Annotated in this window: 18 protein-coding genes; 17 read left to right on the top strand and 1 reads right to left on the bottom strand. The window is 38.2% G+C overall.

Going from position 1 to position 23,310, the window contains the following annotated elements:
* Nucleotides 1-22 precede the first annotated feature (22 nt).
* From AC1Z3S_RS17400 to AC1Z3S_RS17390, 3 genes are read left to right on the top strand one after another with little or no spacing between them, the layout of a single operon-like run.
* Nucleotides 23-895 (top strand): hypothetical protein, encoded by an 873-nt coding sequence (locus AC1Z3S_RS17400; protein ID WP_461741405.1) that lies wholly within the window; start codon nt 23-25, stop codon nt 893-895.
* A gap of 13 nt (nt 896-908) precedes the next feature.
* The gene (locus AC1Z3S_RS17395) at nt 909-1,523 is read left to right on the top strand and encodes a hypothetical protein (protein ID WP_461741404.1); all 615 of its coding nucleotides are present in this window, start codon (nt 909-911) and stop codon (nt 1,521-1,523) included.
* A 28-nt stretch (nt 1,524-1,551) separates the two neighbouring features.
* A complete protein-coding gene (locus AC1Z3S_RS17390; RefSeq protein ID WP_461741403.1) occupies nt 1,552-5,289 on the top strand; it encodes an RCC1 domain-containing protein in 3,738 nt (1,245 codons plus the stop codon).
* Nucleotides 5,290-5,446: 157 nt separating this feature from the next.
* Here the strand turns inward: AC1Z3S_RS17390 and AC1Z3S_RS17385 are convergent, their stop codons facing one another.
* Nucleotides 5,447-5,509, bottom strand: coding sequence for a hypothetical protein (locus tag AC1Z3S_RS17385; protein WP_461741429.1), 63 nt, complete (start codon nt 5,507-5,509; stop codon nt 5,447-5,449).
* 1,143 nt (nt 5,510-6,652) lie between these two features.
* Between AC1Z3S_RS17385 and AC1Z3S_RS17380 the strand changes: the two genes are divergently transcribed.
* The 14 genes from AC1Z3S_RS17380 (at nt 6,653) to AC1Z3S_RS17315 (ending at nt 23,276) form a co-directional block, all read left to right on the top strand.
* On the top strand, nt 6,653-7,534 hold the full coding sequence (locus AC1Z3S_RS17380) for a GHKL domain-containing protein (RefSeq protein WP_461741402.1): 882 nt from the start codon (nt 6,653-6,655) through the stop codon (nt 7,532-7,534).
* Complete coding sequence (locus AC1Z3S_RS17375) at nt 7,518-8,297, top strand: LytR/AlgR family response regulator transcription factor (protein WP_461741401.1); 780 nt, start codon at nt 7,518-7,520, stop codon at nt 8,295-8,297. Before AC1Z3S_RS17380 ends, AC1Z3S_RS17375 begins: the two co-directional genes overlap by 17 nt.
* A 453-nt stretch (nt 8,298-8,750) precedes the next feature.
* The gene (locus AC1Z3S_RS17370) at nt 8,751-9,497 is read left to right on the top strand and encodes a winged helix-turn-helix domain-containing protein (RefSeq protein ID WP_461741400.1); all 747 of its coding nucleotides are present in this window, start codon (nt 8,751-8,753) and stop codon (nt 9,495-9,497) included.
* Nucleotides 9,498-9,700: 203 nt separating this feature from the next.
* A complete protein-coding gene (locus AC1Z3S_RS17365; RefSeq protein WP_461741399.1) occupies nt 9,701-14,350 on the top strand; it encodes an isopeptide-forming domain-containing fimbrial protein in 4,650 nt (1,549 codons plus the stop codon).
* Nucleotides 14,292-14,720 carry an EF2685/EF0750 family sortase-dependent surface protein gene (locus AC1Z3S_RS17360; RefSeq protein WP_483548164.1) on the top strand — a complete coding sequence of 143 codons (429 nt, stop codon included), beginning with the start codon at nt 14,292-14,294 and terminating at the stop codon, nt 14,718-14,720. The genes AC1Z3S_RS17365 and AC1Z3S_RS17360 overlap by 59 nt, the downstream gene beginning before the upstream one ends.
* On the top strand, nt 14,717-15,529 hold the full coding sequence (locus AC1Z3S_RS17355) for a WxL domain-containing protein (protein WP_461741397.1): 813 nt from the start codon (nt 14,717-14,719) through the stop codon (nt 15,527-15,529). Before AC1Z3S_RS17360 ends, AC1Z3S_RS17355 begins: the two co-directional genes overlap by 4 nt.
* Nucleotides 15,530-15,597: 68 nt before the next feature.
* Nucleotides 15,598-16,431, top strand: coding sequence for a WxL domain-containing protein (locus tag AC1Z3S_RS17350; protein WP_461741396.1), 834 nt, complete (start codon nt 15,598-15,600; stop codon nt 16,429-16,431).
* A gap of 122 nt (nt 16,432-16,553) precedes the next feature.
* Nucleotides 16,554-17,672 (top strand): WxLIP family cell surface protein, encoded by a 1,119-nt coding sequence (locus AC1Z3S_RS17345; protein WP_461741395.1) that lies wholly within the window; start codon nt 16,554-16,556, stop codon nt 17,670-17,672.
* A 34-nt stretch (nt 17,673-17,706) separates the two neighbouring features.
* Nucleotides 17,707-18,390 (top strand): hypothetical protein, encoded by a 684-nt coding sequence (locus AC1Z3S_RS17340; protein ID WP_461741394.1) that lies wholly within the window; start codon nt 17,707-17,709, stop codon nt 18,388-18,390.
* Complete coding sequence (gene lepB / locus AC1Z3S_RS17335; RefSeq protein WP_461741393.1) at nt 18,387-19,265, top strand: signal peptidase I; 879 nt, start codon at nt 18,387-18,389, stop codon at nt 19,263-19,265. Before AC1Z3S_RS17340 ends, lepB begins: the two co-directional genes overlap by 4 nt.
* Before the next feature lie 274 nt (nt 19,266-19,539).
* Nucleotides 19,540-19,845 (top strand): DUF3784 domain-containing protein, encoded by a 306-nt coding sequence (locus AC1Z3S_RS17330; RefSeq protein WP_461741428.1) that lies wholly within the window; start codon nt 19,540-19,542, stop codon nt 19,843-19,845.
* A gap of 148 nt (nt 19,846-19,993) precedes the next feature.
* A complete protein-coding gene (locus AC1Z3S_RS17325; protein WP_265460055.1) occupies nt 19,994-20,956 on the top strand; it encodes a ribose-phosphate diphosphokinase in 963 nt (320 codons plus the stop codon).
* A 152-nt stretch (nt 20,957-21,108) separates the two neighbouring features.
* Nucleotides 21,109-22,017: an EamA family transporter RarD gene (rarD, locus tag AC1Z3S_RS17320; RefSeq protein WP_461741392.1), complete on the top strand. Its 909-nt coding sequence runs from the start codon at nt 21,109-21,111 to the stop codon at nt 22,015-22,017.
* Nucleotides 22,018-22,136: 119 nt separating this feature from the next.
* On the top strand, nt 22,137-23,276 hold the full coding sequence (locus AC1Z3S_RS17315; protein ID WP_461741391.1) for a cysteine desulfurase family protein: 1,140 nt from the start codon (nt 22,137-22,139) through the stop codon (nt 23,274-23,276).
* The last annotated feature ends 34 nt before the right edge of the window (nt 23,277-23,310 follow it).

Here is a 23,310-nt window from a genome sequence, read left to right as displayed (position 1 = left end):
TCAATTCAAAGGGAGTGGGGAAATGAAAAGGAAGAATAAAAAGAAACTGAGTTGGGGAGGCTTGTCGCTAAGGAAGAACAAAAAGTTTTTTGGGGTTTTTGTTGCTGTTTTTTCATTGATTATCATTGTAAATGCGACATTAGCCTGGTCGAGTTATTCTGAATGGGTAAAAAATCATACACAGTCTAACCCTGAATCAGTTGCGGTAAAAGTAACAGAAACTTTCAAACAGGAAAGTATTTTATCCTTTAAAGAAGAAACTGAAAAATCTGTCAAAGTTAAGAACCTTTCCAACCGAAATGCAATTATTCGAGTGCGGTTTTATGAGTCTGTTTTACCCTTTGAGATGGATATGACCGATGGTGAAGGCAACGGCAATGGCAATATAAAGCTAGTGAAAGATAACGGTGAAACTAAGCTGAACTTAGATGATTTAACGACTTGGGAAAGTGGAAATATTCTTGACTCTGGCCTAAAGGATGGCGCTGATTCTCTTTATTACCAAGCTAACAGTTCAGTAATCATCAACCAACTTTATACTGGCGAAACTGACAGGAGTAATGCTTCTCGTCCAGTAGCTTTACAGTACTTTAGCTGGAGTCTCAATCCAGCCGTTCATAGTGTACCTCAAAATGCTGTCTCGACACCATATTGGGTCTTTGATGGTGAATATTTTTATTATTCACAAGTCTTAGAAAGTGGAGAGACGACAACGATTGATTTGCTACAGTCTGTTATGTTATCAAATACAAGTATTCCTAATCAATACAAACAGGCTCTATATGATATTGAAATAGAAGCAGAGGGTGTGGAAGCAACTCAAAGTGGTCTTCAAACATGGACGAACGACGGTGGTTATTTGACGATGTACCAAGAAGATACAAGATTCAAGTAAGGAGGCGAAGAGGTTGAAAATTAAAAAGAAATGGTTGGTTTCCTTTCTTCTTGGAATGGTTTTGATTACATCAATTGCTACTGCAGTTATTTATGCGGCCACACAGAAGAATGATAGTGTTCATAATAAGCTTTCAATTCCAACGATTAAAGGGGAAATTGTTGAAACCTTCACACCAAATGAACCGATTGCTGTCGGTGGGACACAGACAAAAGATATTATTATTGAAAATACAGGAACTACTGGTTTGTTAGTTCGAGTGATGGTCTTTCCAGAAGTAAAGCATCCGAGTATAGATGACGGTCGGTTACCAGCATCTATTGGAAAAGAAGTTTTAATTACTGTGGGAACGAACTGGCAGTATGGAGAAGATGGCTACTACTATTATTTAGGAGAAGTTAGTGCCCTTGGAACAACTACTTCGCTCTTCAATGAGATTTCACTAGCAGACAATTTAGGTACAGAATATAATGGTGCGGATTTTGCTATTCAAGTTAAAAGCGAAACGGTAACTGCTGCAAATTACCAATATCGCAAAGCTTGGTTTAATCTCGGCTTAACTGAAACACCACAAGCAGAACCATTGGCAACAATCGACACTGCTTTGGCGACAGTTGTGAATAGTTGATAAGGGTAAAAGAGGGGTGAAGAATCAAATGAAAAAGATCAAAAAAAATAAATTTTTACGAATCCTATCAGTTATTGTTCTGTTTAGTGTAGCCTGTGTCTTATTAATAAAAAGCGCTTCGCCCACTGAAACAAAAGCCGTTAATAGTATCGATTTGCCACCGGAATTACAGGTAACCAACCTTGATTCACTAGATTTGGCCGATCCAATTGAAGCAACGGATCCGGGACTGCTATCTTCTGTTCGTTTTATTGATGCGGTAGCACTCTATTTAGGCGGTGGTGCCTTGGATGATCAAGGCAGTGTCTGGATGTGGGGCTACAATATGTATGGTGTGATGGGTGTTGATATGGCATGGAATCAAGGGGGGACAAATCGTTACAATGGTGGAATGAAACGAGTCCCTTATTTTACAGATAATAATATCAAGATTAAAAAAATCTGGGGTGCATACCATACAATGTATGCCTTAGCAGAAGATAATACGATGTACGCTTGGGGTAGAGGCGATAAAGGGAATATGGGTAATAACACTCTTCAATTACACAATAACAAACCGGTAAAGATGACTGGTATGCCAGCAGGAGAAGTTGTTGATGAGATGTACGTTGGTCGAGAGGAAGATCATGCAGTATACATCAAGATGGAGAGCGGAAATTATTATGCTTTTGGTAGTCGTACCACTTTCAGAATTCCCAATAGTTTTTTGCCAAATAACGGGGCAACTGGTCCAGGTGTCACTGGATCAGCTATTTCAATTCCCCAATATATTGAACCCTTGTCTACATTAAATAAGTCAGATCCAATAGTTTCATTTTCATTAGGTGGATCCCATGCATTGGTTGCGACAGAATCGGGAAAAGCATATTCATGGGGATTAAATGGAACAGGTCAATTGGGGATAGGAAGTGTCACATCAGTCTATACTTTAAATGAGATACCTTTCTTTAGTAATAATAATTTAAAAGTGATACAAGTAAGTGCTAATACAGATGATTCTCTTGCTTTAACAGATACCGGAGATGTATATAATTTTGGGTTGATTAAAGCAGACGATAATACTGGGGGGTCGGCTGCAAGTATTATAAGGACTCCAACGAAAGTAGAAATTGATTTAACATCTGCCAACTATACACCGGTTTTCAAAAAAATTCAGGCTGGTCGATATGCCGAGCTGGCGATTGACCAATATGGCCGTGTTTGGGCCTGGGCTTCCAATATGACCTATCAGTACGGATCGGATGGACCGAGTTGGGGTACAACAGGAGAAAATCAGCTTTATCATTTTGATGACCCAAGTTATGGTAAATTAGCTAAACGTTTATACAAAGCAACTCAAGTGCTTACCACTCTAGGTGACGGTGATACTGAATTTCGAGCACAGCTTGGGACTACGGCTAATCCCAACATGCCTGTGAAGGCCCCGGTATTTAGTAATCTTTCTGAGACAAATCAAGTTTATCAACTTGGTGAAACTCTATCAAAGTGGCGTAGTGCCGGCATGTGGTCAAACCAATTGCTACCAGCAGCTAATAGTGGTAATCGCCACCCGACGATTTATGATAAAAGATACTATGAAACAACTGGTGATTTATTGGATATAACATCTGCTGCACCGACAGACGCTGTAAAAGCGAACTCACATGACAAAGTTTATTTTGTTGATGAGGATGGTAGGAAACTGGTTTATGTGGTTTTACGAGAAGGTACAAGTGCTCCTTATACCTACAGTGGAAACTTTTATGTCGCGGAGGTTAGCTATTCAGGTAGTTGGTTTGTTAATAGATCTGGTATTACTGATTTGAATCCAAGTACTGCTAGTAGTAGTCTTCCTACTGGTGTTACCAGCGAAACTGCGTTACCGAAGGTTAAAGAAGATGAACGCGGTTGGATTGAGGCTGTGACTGATGGAGAAGCCAATGATTTTACTGGTACTCAAAACGCAGCAGCTCCATATGCGGATAAGATTTATACTTATCAATCTTACGTCATGATTCTCGATAAATCTGGTAATCTGTATCGTTCAGCCTTAGATGGTTCTGGAACTATCGCTTGGGGTTGGGATTATATGCCACAGTATGAGTGGAACGGGGGCTCTCATTATTATAGTGATGGGAATGGTTTGAAAGCCCGGCACGCTGTAGATGGACTATTTGATATGTACACTTACGAATTGATGTTTATGCGAGGAGCACCACGAATTAACCCTACAACAACAGACATCAATAGTCCGATTCGTAAGATTTATAAGTCTGAGTCTGAAGAGAGCCAAAAGCAAAACACCGACGTTAGAATCACCTTGGGAACAGCGGTAGTTAATGAGCAACTGAATATTACAATTGAACCGGAATTGACTCAGGCGAAGTATATTAAGATTCCATTAGATCCTAATGATGTCAACTCTACAATCACAGAGCCAACTCAACAGCAATTTGAAGCGGCTTATAATGGTTCAAATGGATATGAAAAAGGGGACTTAATCACATTAAACGGATGGACAGCAGATGATTTGATCAATAAGAGTCCAGATACAAGTAAACGTCTATCAGATAATCAGCACATTGTAGTGACAGATAATTGTGTGCTATGGGTGATGACCGTTACTCATGGATACTCCGATGATACGGCCAATATCTCTCGAAAAGTCTATGACAATTATTATACAAATACAACTGTTTATCATGACGGAGTAAATGTAAATTCGCCTAATGAAGAAATTTATCCTGCGACAGAGAAATACATTGCCAAAACGGCTGAAAGTAAAGACTCTGATGATGAAGACATGACCATTTATGGTCTGCCTTTGGATAAAAATGGAGCGGTTATCGTCGATCCAACTTTTGGATACGATGAGGTAGCTATTCGGGCTTTTGAAACTGGTGATCCAGAATACACCCAGTATATTGATGGTTGGTATTTACTGGATAGTAATTTGACACCTGTAAAGTATTCATTAGACAGTACTGATTATCTTTTAGCGAAGACATTTACGCATACTTTTGATTATGAAAGAGATCCAAGTGGTTGGGTAACCATTAATTATAAAGGCCGCTTGAATGGTTCTTCAACTGATATCACACCATATTTAATGGATGGTATTACTGGAAATGAAGGGATATCTGGTAATCAAGAAACGGTTAAGAAATCAACTGCAGGTACTACGATTACGATGACTAGAATTCCAGTCGATGTGCCTAGCGCTACACCGCTCAACTTTACAGTTGATGGTGGAAGTCCGCAAAATTTAACAGATAAAAAAATTGTATTTAATACTATATCTGACCGAAGTATCAACACAATGGAGGTTATTATTTATTATAGTCAAGCTGAATTATTCCTTCGACAAGTAATTTCTAGTCAAAATAATGAGATAATTGTTCCAAGCCAAGGATACTTCACTTTAGAAAATACCGATGGAACTGATTCTGGAAAAGAATATAATATGTTAGTAAATTCAGGTACTGGGGAGGCAATCGGGTTTAAACGGGTACAGCTCCAAACAGAAACAGGAAAAGATTTATTTACGATTAATCCGATTCTACCAGAAATGTATCAATATTATGGCTATCGTATCTCTGCTGCTGAAGAAAGTCATGCTGCTGCTACACTAGAAAGAGCACCAGCTACTGTTTCTGTAGACTTTAGTGCTGGTAGTAAATACTACGTGACGATTTATATTGAGCCAACCATTGCCAATAGTGCCGACATTCCATTTTATAATTGGGATTACAAAATGAATACCTTTGGAAAGATAACTGCACCTTAAATAATTTAAAACAAATGAAGCGCCTAAGTTTCTAACTGATTTATCGAGTTAGAATGACCTTTTGTCAAATAGTTGGTGAGGGTCAAAATTAGTAAAACTTAAGTTTGATAGAAACCAGCTGAGTTGAGGCTCAGCTGGTTTTATTTTGTCTCAAAAATTAATCCTTGAATGATAAAATTCGTGCACGAAAATTTTGGAAACTTCGGTAGCCATACGACATTCGTTTAATTACCTTGATTTTGTTAGTACATTCAAGGGACCATTGGAATAGTGTTTTTGAAAAGCATTCATATTCCCCAGAAGATAACGTTTAAGAAAGCGAGTTTCTGACGAAATTTCTCTGGAAGAATTATCTCCAAGGAGAGCAGACCAGTAATTAGATGAGTAGAGTTCGACACATAATAATAAAGATTTTTTATGAATTTTTATCGAACAAGAGTTTATATATTAGAAAAAATGAAAATGTTTATATTTTATGATGATAATTAAACATCTAGAAGTTATCCTTTAGTTTATCTAAAAAAATATAACTAATGAAGCGAGTTGTAAATTAGATTATAATATTTTGGGATTTATTTTTTGTTAAGAAAATTTGAAAAACTTGAATTTTTAAAATGTTTTATTAGTATAATTATTGAAGATGAGTGATTTTGTATCATTAAGGGAATTTTATTCGTTGAGTATTGACAAGTAGATATCTAATTTTTATAAGATGGATTAAATGAGATATATTTTAATTTTATTAGGAAAAAATTTGGGGAAATTTTTAGGTGAATAAATGATTTATGAGGCAACCTCTTATCTTTATAGGATAGCACCAATACTCTTTTTTTTAACACACATGTTTTTTTATCTTTTCAGCGTAATGCTTCCCATGAAAATAATTTTTAAAAAGAAGATCAATAATTATCACTTGACTTTTTTCACAATGGCTATACTTGTTTTTTTTTATATTTATAGTATCTATTTAGAAAAAATTTTTTATAACACACTGGTGATTAATATCTATCAAGTTATTTTTGGCTTCATACTGATTTTTTCAATCTTTAACATTTATTTATATCAGAAAAATATGGAAATTCAGTTCGTAATCTTTAGTTTAGGTCTATTTATGACTATTTGGATAAATTTTTGCCAAATGTTGTTCATTTTTTTATTTCAGCAAAACAAAAATCTGACTTTAGTTCATTTTTCCTTTTTGATTCTTATAGGCGGTATTTTATACATATTCCTCAACCAAATTTTCTTGGAGAAGTTAAACAGTACCAATTGGTTGATTTATTTGCTTGGGATTATCTATATTTTTTACTTTCTTTTTTTGAACACAATCAATATTATGGTTATCTCAATTACAGATCAGCAGATGAAGACTTTGATTTCTAACACTTTTATTGGTAAAGATTTGCTAGCTTTATTATCAAAAGATAATTTAATGATAGATCGAGATTTAAGTAGGCAAATATATTTGATTATTGTTTTCATGTTTTTTGCAGCGATACCGATTGTTTTTATTATTCGTTTGGTGGTTAAAAACGATATTGATAAAAAACGATTGTTAGCACAAAAAAAAAGAGAAGAAGAGCTGAAAACTTATGTAGTAATGATTGAAAGTATTAACCGAGACTTTAGAAAACTTAAACATGATATGAATAATGTTTTTTCCACAATGGCCGGCTATTTCAATGAAGAAAATTTTTCTGTAACAAATTTTCAAAGTTATTTTCAAATGGTTCAAAATGAATTTGGGATGCAGGAAATAAATCCGTATCCTACTATCAATTTGGAGTATATAAAGGACCCAGAGATTCTCGGATTACTTTTAAATAAAATGATGAAAGCTAAAGAACTAAAAACAACCTTCAAAATTGAAATTAGTGAAAATATCCGTTTTCCCCGACATTTAATGCTGGAATTGGTCAGAATTATTGGCATCTTGCTTGATAACGCTCTGGAAGAAAGTGCTAAAGCCGATGAAGGTTATGTACAGATTGCTTTTATCAATACCGAGCAATCGCTACTACTCGTGAAAGTCAGAAATTCTCACAGTAGTCCTCAATTTCTCAACCTCTATAAAACTGGGGGACTAACTAGTGAGAAGGGGAAAGACCGAGGTTTTGGATTAGAAATCGTTCAAGATTTAATTAAAGTAAAAAAACAGCTTCATTTAGAGTTTAAACAAAATCAAGAATTAGTCGAGTTTTCCCTTTTAATTAAGTTGAAAAAAAGGAGTGATTATTATCGCTAGAATTTACATTTGTGAGGATAATGTAGAGCAACTGAAACGAATAGAAAGACAAGTCACCTATTATACTTCTTTTTCACAATGGAATATGAAACTAGCCTTAGCAACCTGTTATCCAGAGGAAGTGCTGAGTCAGTTAATTATTGATGAGGAGCCGAATATTTATATATTTGACATTGAGTTGTCTGCGACAAGTCAAATTGATGGATTTAACCTTGGAAAAAAAATTAGGGAAAAAGATCCCCATGGGTACCTAATTTACCTGACTAGCCATCTTGAGTTAAGCTATTTGACTTTTGAATTTCATGTGAATGCTATAGACTTTATAATTAAGGATGGTCCACAAAACTGGGAAGAACGATTAAAAAATTGTTTGCAATCAATTGAAAAGCAGTTATTCATTATGAAAGATAATCGCGGTAGAGATTCTGTTGAAGTAGATACATTCTATGGTAATGCAATATATTTTATTGAGGATATTGTTGCCTTTGAATCAATTCCAGATCATAAAATTATTTTATATACAGAGAATGAACAGATTATTATTTTGCATACTTCTTTAAAGAAACTTGAAAATTGTTTAAAAGAAAATTTTTATCGCTGTCATCGCAGTTTTCTAATTAATCGTAATAAAATGAGGGGCTTTGAAACCGCTGATTTCAAAATAAGAATGAGCAATCGAATGAGAGTCCCAGTATCACCAAAAAATAGAGCTGAATCAAAAAGATTAATTAAGGCGTTGAGTAGTGTTCAGCCAGTGAACTAAATAAGCATTGGAGTAGCTAAGTCAGTTAGGCTGAATTAGCTACTTTTTTTATTTGAAAAATAAATAAGATGGATTATTTAGTGTTTTAAACGACTTTTTTAATTACAATGAATTTTTTTGTCAATAAACTAAATTTATTTTACTATTTAGGATTCCTAAAAAAGATAAATAATAAATTTATTCATTCTTTAGGAAAGTTTTTAATGCTTTAAGGATAAAGTGAACAGCTTTTTAGAATGAAAAGATAAACTAATAAGTATCAAACGTGTGTCTTCTTTTTATTCAAAAAAGATTTATGAGTTAGTGAAATTTATACAATTTAAAATTTTTTTTTAACCGTTTTAGTCAATCTAGAGAGTGATATATGAAATGTTTTTCTATTTTTTCAGATTACGAGCTAAGCCAATTGATTAGTCCTAAAAGAGCCGAATGAAATGAAAAAGGGATGATTAGATGAAAAAGCTGTTGATTTTTACAAAGAATATTATGTCAGAGTTGGAACTGCAAAAAAGGCTGATTCTTCTTGGGTACGAGGTATTCTGTTCCCAAAACATATTTGAAGTTCTTAAGAATAGGCAATCTATTAATTTTTTATCTTTCTTTAATGGAATTATTTTCAGTGAGACAATTTCTAACGAAGAAATTGCTGAGTTTAGCTGTACGACAAATCTACAGGGATTGATTAAATTTAGAGCAGATGCTGGAGAGGTATCCGAGGAAAAAAAACTTGTCCTTGAAGAAAAGGGAATTGATGGTTGGTTGGACTATGATATGTCTTTAAAAGATTTGAGGGATGAGGTAAGTGAGGTTTTCCAAAAAACGGTGACTGTCGACAACAACAATAGGGCTGTTATCACAATTAACAAAACTTCACCGAATCAAGTAAAACAGTTGATAAATCTACTTTCAGCAAAAGAAAAAAAAGTGTTTATGATTTTATACGAAGCAAATGGACGGTCTGTTTCCCGTAAAGAAATTCTGGAAAAAATTTGGGATGAAGATATCTCAAATTCAAACTTGACGCAACTTTCCCAGATTATTCAGAGAATCCGTTTCAAAATGGAGAAAAGTGGCTTTGACGGAACTTTGTTGGAAACTCAGTGGAAAAAAGGCTACGCATTATCAGATTTATTCCATACAAAATTTAGTCCCATAACGTCACTGAAAAATTATTCTGAGGTGTTTGAGACAATAGATTAAACTAAACATCGATTTATGATTCCAAGTGATTTTCGTAACAATAATTTGATGAAAAGGTTGTAGATTGAAATTTCCGAGATGATTGACTTTAAGGGGGGTGGGAAAAAATAAATTGACTAAATACCTTTGTAGGGAGGGGATTTATATTTAGTGAATATAAGGAAACAATTCTACAAAAATATATAGGGAAAGGAGTTGAAAAAATGAGGAAAAGTTCGGGGAAACTGCGACTTTTAAAGCGTTTCCTATTTTTGTTGGGGGTTTTGTTACTTAGTATTTTGGTAACCAAAAGTACAATTGTCTCAGCCGCCACGGTGTCAACAAGAAATATTTTATCACAAATTCAGCCACTGGCATTTCCTCCAGGAACGGCTACAAACTCGCAAACCGTGATGACCGCTGATCAGTTTACTCAAGCGTACAATGACGATACTGTTGATGAAATTATCTTGGGTGCTACTATCACGCCAAGTAATAGTACGCATATGCGGAGTAAAAGTCTAGTAATTAAGGGTCAGGACAATCAATTGAACTTGAATGGGTCATCTGTTTTACAAGTCAATAATGATTCGGGAAGCAATGAAGTGTTCACATTAATGGATATAGAATACTATCCAAATACTTCGTCAACCACTCACTTTATTAAAGCAACGGGAACAAATAATGCTACTTGGGAATTTAACTTTTCAAATATTATTAAATCGGACTTGACAATTCGAGACCGTCCCTTACTGAGTGCTGTAGGAGCAACTGTTAATATTTACGGAACCAACAACTGGTTAAGCAATCAAACTGTCGGGTTTATCGAAGCCAAAAACCTTAATGTATATGGTTCGATTAGGTTTGTCTCTTTGAATAATACATCAGCGACACCATACCTGTTCGTAAATTCAATTAATGGCGGTCAAGTTAACTTTAATTCTGGTAGTCAGCTTGTTGAAACAAATGTAACTAACGGCACTATTGTCTATAATACGGGTGAAAATTTAGCTGTCAATATAGCCGGAGCTGATTTTGATTTCACGGGAATCAACCAAGTGTTTTATAGCACGAAAAGTATGGCTGTGACTGTAGCTGACTCTACAATTTCAGGAGAAAAAGTAAATGGTTTAGTGGTTGGTGATAGTACTTTAAACATGCAAATGACAAACACTAACATTGATGTGACTGAAATTGGCAACATTGAGACCTCTAGCGCAGTTGATTCTGTTGTAACAGGTACATTTACTAATAGTAAGATTTCTACAGATTCTTTAACTGGCCCTATTGTCAGTGGTGGTAAGTTGCAAACGACTTTTACCGGAGCCGCTATCACTCTGCTTGATTATCAGAGTAATGTAATTGCTCTTAATTCAAGTTTGACACACACTGAACTAAGTCCAGATGCCACGACTGGTTCAATAATTGATTTTGTTGATTCGATCCTTAATATAACTCAGAGCACCTCATCATTACCAGAAGCGGCGAATGGGAATATTGAGTTAGGTATTTATGTTGCCTCGGATAATGTAATTCACTTAAACAGTCAAGCAGATGTGACTTTTGATAATACAAATGTTGATGGAAACATTATCGACAAGTTTCTTTTAGCAGAGGGCTTCAATAGTGAGAACTCTTCTCTGACTGTTTCAAACGGAAGCAAAATGAATATTTACAGCCAGCAAGATAAAGTTATTGCTGCTGGAGATATCTGGGGATTGACTGAAGATGACTATCAGATGGCAACTTTCAGTTTAAATCTTTCTGATATAGGAACCGAAATGAATTTATCTGGAAATTCTGTTGCCGGCGGTCCTCGAGGAGGCTTAGTGTCACTTCTAGGAAATGGAAGTACCTACAACGTCACCCAAGGGGCGATTTTAAACATCCATTCACTTTCACAGAATCCTGTTGGAGACCCTATTATGGGTGGAGCAACTCCTTGTATTACTATCCAATCTCCAGGAGGCGGTTTCTATCTTTCCGAAGGTGGAGAGGTGAATCTGAAACAAGAAGGCAATGCCAATCGTTACTCTGCTGCTATTCGGTTTCGGATGTCAGGCGATATGACATTTGATATTAGCGGAAATTCTAAAATGACCATTGAAAAGTATGATGGGATAGCCTCAGCGGTTCGGATGGGTGGATCAAATAATCATATTGAAGTATCAACTGGATCAGATTTTACAGTGTTGAATAAAGGTTCAGTTGAGGCCGGGGTTCAAGATGGTATGGTTAAGTTTCAAGAGGACAGCGGTTTAGCCAATGAGAATGGTTTGAATCAGGGGATTGAGTTTGTTCCAGCAACAGCAGGCGGATTGAATGAGAATACTTCATTTACTGTTAAGGGAGCTAACTCGAATATCAGTGTAACTGCTGAATTAGGAGTAGCTTTTGATGGTGGTAGAAATCCATTACAAATTACCGCTTCTGATGACGCATATTTTGTTGCCCGGGGGCAAACTAAATCTCAAAGTGAAGGGATTTTCCAAGGCTCTGAACTAAATATTGAGTTAAATGGAGCACGCTATTTTGATTTTGCGAATACACGACCAGATGGTGGCCGACTTTTCAGTATGAATGGTGACACAACAGCAATAAGCCAATCTGTTTTTGATGTAAAACGCTCAAACTTGATGATTTGGAAAATTGTCGATGGTGTAGATATTTTTGGTGATCCGGATAATTCTTGGCCGTACCTTGATTTCACACTATCTGGAAATGGCTACCAAACGTTAGAAGCAGGGCACACTGGCGATGCTGACTTTGTTGCTGCAATGGGAACTACTGGCATGACCACTCTAACGCGAATGACAGCCAATAATCAAAGAGCGGTAATTGATGATATCAGAGTAGCAACAGATGCAGATAAATATATTTATGCTCATGCCCAGGTCCCTGCAGGTAAAGGTGAAACAGCTACTGATGCGACAACAGGGGAAGTGACAATCAAAGTAAACATTCTTGATGAAAATAACATTATCGTTGGAACTGCTCTAGGTGAATCCATCGGGACTGATTTGGAAGTTTACGGAGACACTGCAAGAGCAGGGATGGTGAAAATTGAGCTTCCCGCTGCTTACATTGCAACTTATGGAAACTTTTTATCATCGAAGCACACAATAGCAATTGATACAGCTTGGCGTGGTCCAGGTGGCGAAGGCGCTAGTACTACGGTTCAAAGTAGGGACGATGACATCCTTGTCAAAACCCAAGAAATAGAAGATGTTACGCCACCAGAAACACCGACGATGACGGCTAATTTTTCGATGACGAATGCCACTAAGCAATTGACGGGAACGTTGGATGATGAGGATGGTACTAAGGTTTTCATCAAAATAAATGGAACTTGGTTAGAAAAAAGTGCTGGCGTCATGGCAAGTGCAACTCTTACCAACAATCAATGGACGTTAGACTTGCCATATTATATTGACAAAGATGCTGAAATTGAAGTTTACGCAAAAGACCAAAGCAGCATCACTGGACTGGAAGCAGACCAGGTTCCTGCCAGCTATACAACTGAACCAGATGGGACTTATGGCAACTTAAGTAAGGATCTTGACACGTATGATGCTTTTACCGGATACCATGATGCTTTAGATTATACAGCTGAAGGCGGGGCTGATGAACGTTTCCAACCAGCTTTACTTTTAAGCCTGGTTCGTGATGTTTTACCAGATCAGCCAACAGCAAGTAAATCGGTAGTTTCAAGCGGTGATTCAACGACAAGTGTTGGCGACACCTTGACTTATACAACAACTTTGAAAAATGATAAAGCAGACACTTATGAGACAACTTGGAAAGATGTCAAATTAGTAGATGTGTTGGACGCCGGTGTGGATTTTGATACTAGTGATACTGGCATTGAAGTGACAGTTGCTGGAGTTCCCGTGGCGAATCCTGTTTTCACTTATGACTCGTCAGCTCGTGAGTTAACGATTGATGTCGGAGATTTGGATAGTCAAGAGTCGGCAACGGTGACATTTAAGGTAACAGTTAATACAGCTGCCCTCGGGACAGAAATTAAAAATACTGCGACCGGGATTGGTGATGGACCACAGGAAACCCCATTTGTTGAAGGTGCTGAAAATCCTAATAGTGATTACCTTACTTATGATGCGGCTTCTAATGAAGTAACAAATCCTGGTGGAGTAGTCTTAGGTGCTTTTGATCTGCGGATTGAATTCCAAAATGAAGCAGGTGAGGAGATTACAGCTGCGATTGTTGCGACACGAAATGTTGGAACAATTGTCAATCTGACAACCGATACTGAATTGAGCGGACCAATTACCGCTAAAATCTCAGAAGTTGAAGGAAACTATTATACGCTAGCGAAACGACCGGATAATGAAAATAGTGTTGAAGTTGAGTTGAACGGGACAACAGTCGTCTATCAATTTAATGGCATGCTGACTGTGGCTTCCTATGCAAAAACTATGAGTTTTGGTGAGCTAGCCTTTAATGGAAAAGAGCAGCGGGTGCAAAATCCGATTGGTGATCCAACTCAAAACGATTTGGTTATCGCCGATACTCGTGCTGCTGCGACTGACGGGTGGACCTTGTTGGCCACTTTAACTGAACGCATGGCAACAAGCGGCGCAGATAATTCTTATCTAAACGAAAAAGCTGTTCGCTATGTGACCGGGGAAAAAGTTGATGGTTCGATTGACGAAGTAACCTTAAACGACTCGGCTCAAGCAGTCTATAGTCATGTGCGAACAACAGGTGAGTCCGGACTGTTCAATGTCACGAATACATGGGGAAGCCCAGTAAGTACTACTAAAACTGGGTTAAACCTAGTGATTAGTCAAGCTGATGTTGTGGGCACCTATACTGGCGTTATTACTTGGACAATCCAATCAGGACCAGCATGATAAAAGGGGAGTGGGAAAAATGAAAAATAAAATAAGAACATTCCTTTTCCTCTTGGTGTTGGGAGTTGGAAGTTTGGGTAGTGCCATGTACGTGCAAGCAAATGCTGGCGGTCAAGTGGTGAATGATGGGGAAATTACTTTTTATGACGAATCAACACCTTCATCGACCTCGGAACCTACCTCAACAAGTTTATCAGCTGCTACGCCAATCTCTAGTTCGAGTGGTACATTGCCAAGTACTGGTGGTGGAAAATTACCACAAACTGGTGAAACAATTCGTAATTTCAGTTTCATGGGTGGCGGCGTCTTGTTAGTAGTTCTTTCATTTCTTCTTTATCGAAGAAAAAAGGATAAGGAGGGGGACGCATGAAGATAACTTCAATGATTAAAGCGACAACTCTTTTGCTGGCAGTGGGCAGCAGTTTCTTGGTTGTCGGTCAAGCCAAAGCCAGTTCTTGGTCTGGATCAGGTGGGGTGACGATTACCGACTCAAATGTAACTAACCCGGTTGATCCGGAAAATCCAGAGAATGATGTTGATCCAGGTCCAGGACCTTCAACAGAGGGAAGTTTACGAGTAGACTTCGTATCAAGCTTGAATTTTGGATCAGCAAGTACGACCGGAAGTAATCGCACCTACTTGTCGAGAGCCCAATTATTTCATGACGAAGGGGTTACGGCACGGGGGTACTATATCCAAGTGACCGATCGGCGTGGTGATGCAGATGGTTGGAATTTAACATTGACTCAAGATCGTCAGTTCTCCAGCGGGATTATTCAAGATTTGGATAATCAAGAGTTGGAAGGAGCGGTTCTCTCCTTTGATAAAGGTTGGGCAAACTCTGCCGGGGATTCTGGAAAATTACCTACCGTCTTTCGTGAAACTTTAGCAATTAATGATATGAATACAGCCTATCTAGTTGCTTCTGCTTCAGCCAACCAAGGAACTGGTGTCACGACGATTGCATTTGGAGCATCGGGGGAAAATAGTTCTAATCAAGAAAATACGTTAACAGCCTTAACTGATGCTAGTGATAATGCCGTAATGGATAGCACATTTGCTCAACAAGCTTATAGCAATTCAGCGGTTACGCTTTCTGTACCTGATTCTACAAAAATCTATCCGGTACAGTACACAACGACCTTAACTTGGACGTTAACGGCGGGGCCAACAGAGTGACACCTTATTATTGGCAAACTGAGGAGATCCTCATTTGTATAAATTAAAAAAATCTAGGAGGAAAAAAAATGAAATTAAGACGTTTAAGTGCAGCGGCTTTAGTCGCAGTTATTGGGGCAGGTTTAGTATTACCTGCGGCAGCTTCAGCAAGTACTACCACGCCTGCCCACAGTGGAACAGGTGATGTAACCATTACAGGCGGAACAATTGATCCAACTGATCCAGACAATCCAGAGGTTCCCGATCCGGAAATCCCAGGTGTTATCGATCCAGTTGATCCAATTACACCAAATCCAACACCAGGTGATTTAGGAATTAAATGGGTATCAGCGCTGAAATTTGGTTCAATTGCAGCAAATGAAAGAAGTATCAGAAAAGAAGCGGCTTCAGTAGCTGTAAATCAAACAGCCCCAGATGGAACAGTAACATTAACTGAACGTGGACACCTTGTTCAATTTGAAGATGCCCGTGGTGGACGTGACGGTTATACGATTTCTGCTACATTATCTCAACAATTTACCTATGTAAATACTGATGGTACTTTGGATACATCAGAATTATTGAATGGTTCTACAATCAGCTATACCAATGGTATCGTGGATAATCCAAATACTACTAGTGGCGCAAATGGAGTTACGCCGCCTCAATCAATGCTGACTGCTTTCAATCTTGAATATGGTGTATCTCAAAATGTTGTTAGTGCAGCTGGTACTGAAGGTCGTGGTGAGTTTACTCTTGAATATGGTCAAAGTACTGATTATGGAATTGCTGAATCAACAGCTGGCAACTCTGTCTTCTTAAATATTCAAGATGGTACAGCTTCTCAAATGCTAGCTGGTAATTATGCAGCTGTCATTACTTGGACTATTACTAGCGGACCTACTACTTTAGTTACGCCTTAATTAACCCAAGTAAAATTTTTAACGATAATGAAGTATTGACAAGCTGATGGAAGTGATTTTCATCAGCTTGTCATTCTTTTAAATGCTTTTTACATAAAATATTGTTTAGGAGATTGCTAAAGATGAGTAGAGAGAACGGTAGATTGTTAATAAAAATAGTAGTATCGATTTTTTTAATGGTTGGAATGAGTCTTATAGGAGGAGAAACTGCCAAGGCTACTTCGGATTCCTCATCTGCAAGCGCAAGCGGTGGCTTCACCTACACAATTCAAGTCCCGGAAAATCAAGTCAGCGATAACCAAAGTTATTTTAATTTAATGATGACAGCCAATCAACAACAAACTTTAATTGTAACGGTAGCAAATCCAACGGAAGCAGCGATAACCGTAAATCTGGAATTAAATGGGTCCAAGACTAATCGCAATGGAGTGATTGAGTATGTGAATGGGGAAATTGAGAATGACCCCTCGCTACCCTTTAGTTTTACCGACTTAGTTACGGGGCCGACCTCAGTTGACCTTGCTTCCGGTGAATCTCAGGATGTCGAAATAAATGTACAGATGCCAGAGACTTCATTTGAAGGACTGATTATGGGCGGTTTGCGCTTGACTTTAGCTGAAGGCGATGGGACTACGAATTCAGACGAAGGTGCGGTGGTAATCAATCGTTATGCTTATGTGATTGCGATTGCCCTGCAGGAAAGTGATATCAGTGGTATTTTGCCGGAGATGTCTTGGAATAGAGCCTATGCTGGCCAAGCAAATTTTCAAAATACGATTTTTGTAAATTTTTCAAATATTAGCGGAGCGCTTGTTGGCGGCATGACGGTTCAAGCACAAATTTCCCAGCAGGGCAGCGGCGAAGTTTTATATGAATCCCGCAGCACATCCTTGCAAATGGCCCCTTACTCTTTTATTGATTATCCAGTCAGTATGGGGGGAGATGCTATGGTAGCGGGAATGTACACTGCCCATGTGCTGGTTTATGTTGGCGACCAGAGTTGGGAATTTACGGAAGACTTCGAAATCACTGTCGATGAGGCCAATCAATACAATGAAAGAGATCTTAGTTTGACACAAGACCCGGGAATTGATTGGAAATTAGTTGCAATGGTTGTTGCTGGATTTCTGTTTGTTGTAATTTTGATTTTCCTTGTTGTAAGGCAAATCAAGAAAAATAATCGCAAGAAAAATGGCAGTAAAGCTAAGAAACGTTCTAAAAAAGCGAAAAATAAAAAATAAACCGACATCAAGTTGACCACAGGAGTAGGGTGCCATGACAATCTTAGAATGGATCATTATCGGTGGCTTTGCGGCAACCATTATCAGTATTATTTTTTCACTTTATTCTTTGTTACAAGCAGTTTTGCAAAGCCGTAAATTGAAAAAAATGCCGAAAAAACCTCCAAAGAACAAAAAGAAGCGCCGGCTATGGCAAAGGAGAGTGGCCGGTGTTCAAGCAAAACGTAAAAAAGCCCTGCTTATTTTTGGACTGTTGCTGGTATTGGGTAGTGGGATTGGGGCTGGAACGGTCTACGCAAATTTCTATCAGTCGACCAATTTGGGGACAGATGATGAAGATGCAATTGTTCGTTCTTATTTTTTACTACGGGATTTCCAGGCAGAATTGGAAAAAGCAGCAGTCCAGGAGGAAACTGCGGAGGCTACTGTACAAAATATCCGTTATTTAGCTACTAATTTAGCGGGCTATTCTTCTAGAAAAGCTAGTTCATTGAACACAGCTGAAGGACAACAATCTTTAAACCGTTATTATTCAGCCCTTTCAGAACTGGGGATGAATGCAACCCGAGAAGTCAATAATTTTTATGGCAATGGGGAACTCGTCGCAGATTTTCAAAGCGATATTGAGCGGACAATTACATACGAGAACACGGCTTTTGAGTATTATCGGGTTAATCAGTCGGTATTGGAAGCAGAAGGAGCTAGTGAAGGCGAATGACCCAGCGTCAAAATGCGTTGAAGAAAAGGCAAAAGCAGAGAATACAACGCTCAAAAAAAAGACCTTCAAGGGTAGAACAGCCAAGGAAACAAAAAAAGCCAGCTGTTGCTACTTCAAAAAATAAAGCGCCACGAAAAGTTTTATCTAAAAAGAAAGGTTCAACTGAAGCTAAGTATGAGCAACTAAAGGTCAAGGGGTCCGTCAAAAATCGCAAGCCAAAGAAAAAGACTAAGGCTGGCGAGAGAAAAAGACCGTCGAAAAAAACTTTTGGTAGAGGGTTAAGAAGGCAATTTCGCAGGAAAAGTGTCAGAAAAGTTCTCAGAGAAGTTCGAGATTTTCTGCTAATTTTCGTTATTCTTTTATCTGTTGTTTTGACAGTGAGTAGTTTCTTTTTTTCAATTCATCGAGTTAAAGGTTATAGTATGTCGCCAACTTTGCGGGATGCTGATACTATTTTTATTCTTAAAACACAGGAAGTCAAGCGGCTAGATCTGCTGGTTTTTGAAGGTCGAACCGGACAAGAGGTTCGCCGCATCATTGGCTTACCTGGTGATCGTATTGAATATGTCGATGATGTTTTGTACGTAAACAGCGAGATTGTAAATGAAGCTTATATTATTGAGCATATTAATGAAGCTCAGCGAAATGGAGGTCACTACACCGAAGATTTCAATATGCAAGCGTTAACGGGGGAGGCCTTTGTGCCGGAAGGCAGTTATTTTGTCCTTGGAGATAATCGAAAATGGGCAACCGACAGCCGCAATTATGGTTTTATTGAAGCAAATCAGATTGTAGGGGTTGTCCGAGCCCGCCTATTGCCAATCAATACTCTTGCGACTTTTACAATTTTTTGTAGCGGATCGGTGATAGTTTAAACAAGTTTTTGATAGCAGGAATCAGAATTGTTTCTTTGCTCTCTTGATTTTTTTGAATTTGAAGAGACTTGAATGGAAAAAAGGGAACAGGAAGAATCTAATCTCAATCTTCACCAAATACTCAATCACTTCATCAAAATTTTCATTGTGCCGATTGCAAAAAATTAGTTCATTTTTTCATGCATTCTACTTCAATCACCCCCCAATTCCTCTAGCATCATTTTTGGAGTAGAGTCACCTTCCATGATATAATAGAAGAAAAGAGGTGAAGGCTATGCAAGGAACGGATATTTTATTACTGGTTGTTTTCTTGGTTACGTTTTTAGCTGCGGTGCAATTGCTGCGGGGCAAGTGGCTGATGCTGATTGCTGGCTATAATACTGCTGGTAAAGATGAGCGGGAAAAAATAAATGGCCGAAACTTGGGGAAATTGATGGCTGCAATGTTATTTTTCTCGGACTTCATGATAGTAGGGATGCGCTTTTTAGACTTTAATGAAAATGTTTCGGCGATTGTTCTGACGATTGTTGTTTTTATCTGTATTGTATTTGCTAATGTCTCACCTATATTTAAAAATTAAATGTATTGAAAGCTAGCGCTGCCTGAATTTTGAGCAGCGTTTATTTTTTGAATAAAGCTGTTTGCCTGAAAGATTGATTCACCCTTTCGCCCCAAAAATTCCGATTTCTGTGTTAAAATGGGGGTGAAATTAAAATGCGGAGGTTCATATGGGAAAGAAATACCACGATTCAAGATTAAAGCTGTTTAGTTTAAATTCCAACCAGCCATTGGCGGAAAAAATTGCCAAGGTTTTTGGAACCGAGTTAGGCAAATGTCGTGTGCAGCAGTTTAGCGATGGTGAAATTGCCATCAATATTGAAGAGAGTGTCCGGGGGCATCATGTTTACTTGATTCAATCGACTAATGCACCAGTGAATGATCATTATTTAGAACTATTGATTATGATTGATGCGCTGAAGCGGGCGAGTGCAAAAACAATTAACATTATTTTGCCTTATTACGGCTATGCACGACAGGATCGAACTGCTCGTCCCCATGAACCCATCACGGCTAAGTTAGTCGCTAATCTATTAGAAGAGGCTGGGGCAACTCGTTTGCTGACGTTGGATTTGCATACGGTTCAAGTGCAAGGTTTCTTTGATATTCCAGTGGATAATTTATTTACAATGCCATTGTTCGCCGATTATTATCGAGATAAGGGGCTATATGGCGATGACGTGGTCGTTGTTTCTCCGAAAAACAGTGGCGTACAGCGGGCTCGTAGTCTATCAGATTATTTGGATTCAACACTTTCAATTGTTGATCAGTATGAAGAAGATGGTGAGCTGACTGGCTATGTCATCGGAAACGTAGCTGGAAAGAAAGCAATTTTAGTCGATGACATTTTAAATACTGGTGAGACGCTGGCGGCTGCTGCCAAAATTTTAAAAGAAGCCGGTGCAATTGAGGTCTATGCATGTTCTTCCCATGGCTTGCTATCTCCACCTGCTAAAGAGGTACTGGAAAATTCAGAGATTGAAGATATCTGTATTACCGATTCAGTTTATACTCCAGATGAACGCCATCCAAAAAATTTAACGATTATTTCCTGTTCAGAATTGATGGGCGAGGGAATTAAACGGATTCATGAAAATCGTCCGATGAGCCCACTATTTAGAAGAAATAAATAAAATTTTGAAATGCTAGAGTCTTTTTGGCTTTAGCATTTTTCTTTCTTTATAGTAGCCATGAAAAATATGCTATACTAAAAGATAAAATTTTACTTGAAAACCAGCTGGAGTAGTGGGATCTGCTTTTAAATTTAAAAAAGTGAAGGTGTAACATGAAGGAAAAAAATAAAGGTTTGTTATTTGGGATTAGTGCTTATGTGTTGTGGGGAATTATTCCGTTGTATTGGCGGTTGTTGCCGACGGTCAATTCGTTTGATATTTTATGTTATCGAATTGTTTGGTCCTTTATTTTCATGCTGATTTTATTAGTTACCACTGGTAAATGGCAACAATTTTTACAGGAGTGTCGAGAGTTGTGGCAGGACAAGAAAAAATTAGGCTTGATTGCATTGGCGGCAGTCTTAATTACGATAAATTGGGGCGTATTTATCTGGAGCGTCAGCATCGGCAAGGTGACTGAGGCGAGTTTGGGATATTATATGAATCCATTGGTCAATGTTTTGTTGGCAACTATTTTTTTGAAGGAGCCTTTGAGTCGTAGTGGCAAAATTGCCTGTGGCTTGGCGCTGCTAGGGGTATTATTATTGACGCTTGAAACAGGGACATTACCAGTTCCTTCTCTAGTGATGGCTTTTGCCTTTAGCTTTTATGGTCTGATTAAAAAAGGTGTCAAACTTAGCTCAGCTTCTGGGCTCACCATTGAGACAATGATTATTTTTCCCTTTGCGCTATTGTATTTATTTTTTGTTTCTGATGCGGGCTTTATGAGCTATCCAACTTCTATCAATTTATTGTTGGCTGGGGCGGGAATTGTTACAGCGATTCCCTTGTTACTTTTTGCTGAGGCGGCTAAGAAAATTTCGTATATTTTGTTAGGTTTTATTCAATATATTAATCCAACGATGATGCTACTGATGGCTATTTTTCTCTTCCACGAGCCTTATACGGCAGAACAATTTGTGGCGTTTGGCTTTATCTGGGCAGGGATTGCCGTCTTTATGTATGGCAATTTAGCCGGCTATTTAAAGGAAAAACGCTTTGTCAAAAAAGAAATGCGATAGGGAATAAAAATTATCTATAAGCAGTACAATTTTTACAACTGGATAGAAAAGCAGCTTTGTTAGGTAAAAAATAACCCCTGTGCTAAAATGTTTCTAGAATTTTTAAGAGGTGATGAACAATGAGCAGAATGTATTTTGACCATGCCGCCACGACACCAATGGCTCCTGAGGTCATTGACGCAATGATGCAGGTGATGAAAGAAGTCTTTGGCAATCCCTCTAGCATTCATCAATTTGGTCGGCAAGCTCATGAATATTTGGAAAATGCCCGGCAGACAATTGCCAGTTCGCTGCAGGTCAAGCCCCATGAAATTATTTTTAATAGCGGCGGTACTGAAGGCGATAATACGGCCATCATTGAGACAGCTTTAGCGCGGCAAAATTTTGGAAAACATCTAATCACAACGGCGATTGAACATCCGGCTGTTTTAAATACTATGAAATATTTGGAAACACTGGGATTTGAAGTGACGTATTTACCGGTTGACCAAAAAGGCAATCTTGCTGTGGCTGATTTTCAAAAAGCATTGCGGGAAGATACGATTCTTGTTTCGATTATGTACGTCAACAATGAGACGGGAAATATTTTACCGATTCCAGAAATTGGCGCAATTTTAAAAAATCATCCAGCTTATTTTCACACTGATGCAGTTCAGGCTTATGGATTACTGGAAATTAGTCCCCATGAAATCGGAATTGATTTACTAAGTGTTTCGGCGCATAAAATTAATGGTCCAAAGGGTGTCGGATTTTTATTTAAAACAGATGCCATTCAGCTGCCGGCCTTTTTGCATGGCGGCGAGCAGGAGGAAAAACGACGGGCTGGCACAGAAAATTTAGCTGGTATTGTCGGCATGAGCCAAGCTGTTTCTTTATTGAAAGCCACCGACAAAAATAGCAAGCGAACTGAGTTCCAACAATTTCAAACTGTTTTGCTTAAACAGCTGGAAGCAGCTGGCATCCCGTTTGAAATCAACGGGAATGTTGAACAGACAACTCATCACGTTTTGAATCTGCGTTTTCCTGGCGTCAGAAATGATCTGTTGCTGATGAAATTAGATTTGCAGGGGATTGCTATTTCAACCGGCTCTGCCTGCACGGCGGGTACCGTTGACCCTTCCCATGTGTTAGAAGCGATGTATGGCAAGGGAAATCCCGCGATTAAAGAATCTGTCAGAATCAGTTTTGGCAGCGACAATACCTTAACTGAAGTCGAGGAATTGGCGGCAAAACTAATAGCAATTCTGACGAAAAAATAACTTGAAATCAGTAATTCAGCTAGAAAAAGACGCA

Source organism: Enterococcus sp. LJL90 (assembly GCF_056924355.1).
Note: the sequence above shows the minus strand (reverse complement) of the source record. Positions and strands in the feature narration are given on the sequence as shown.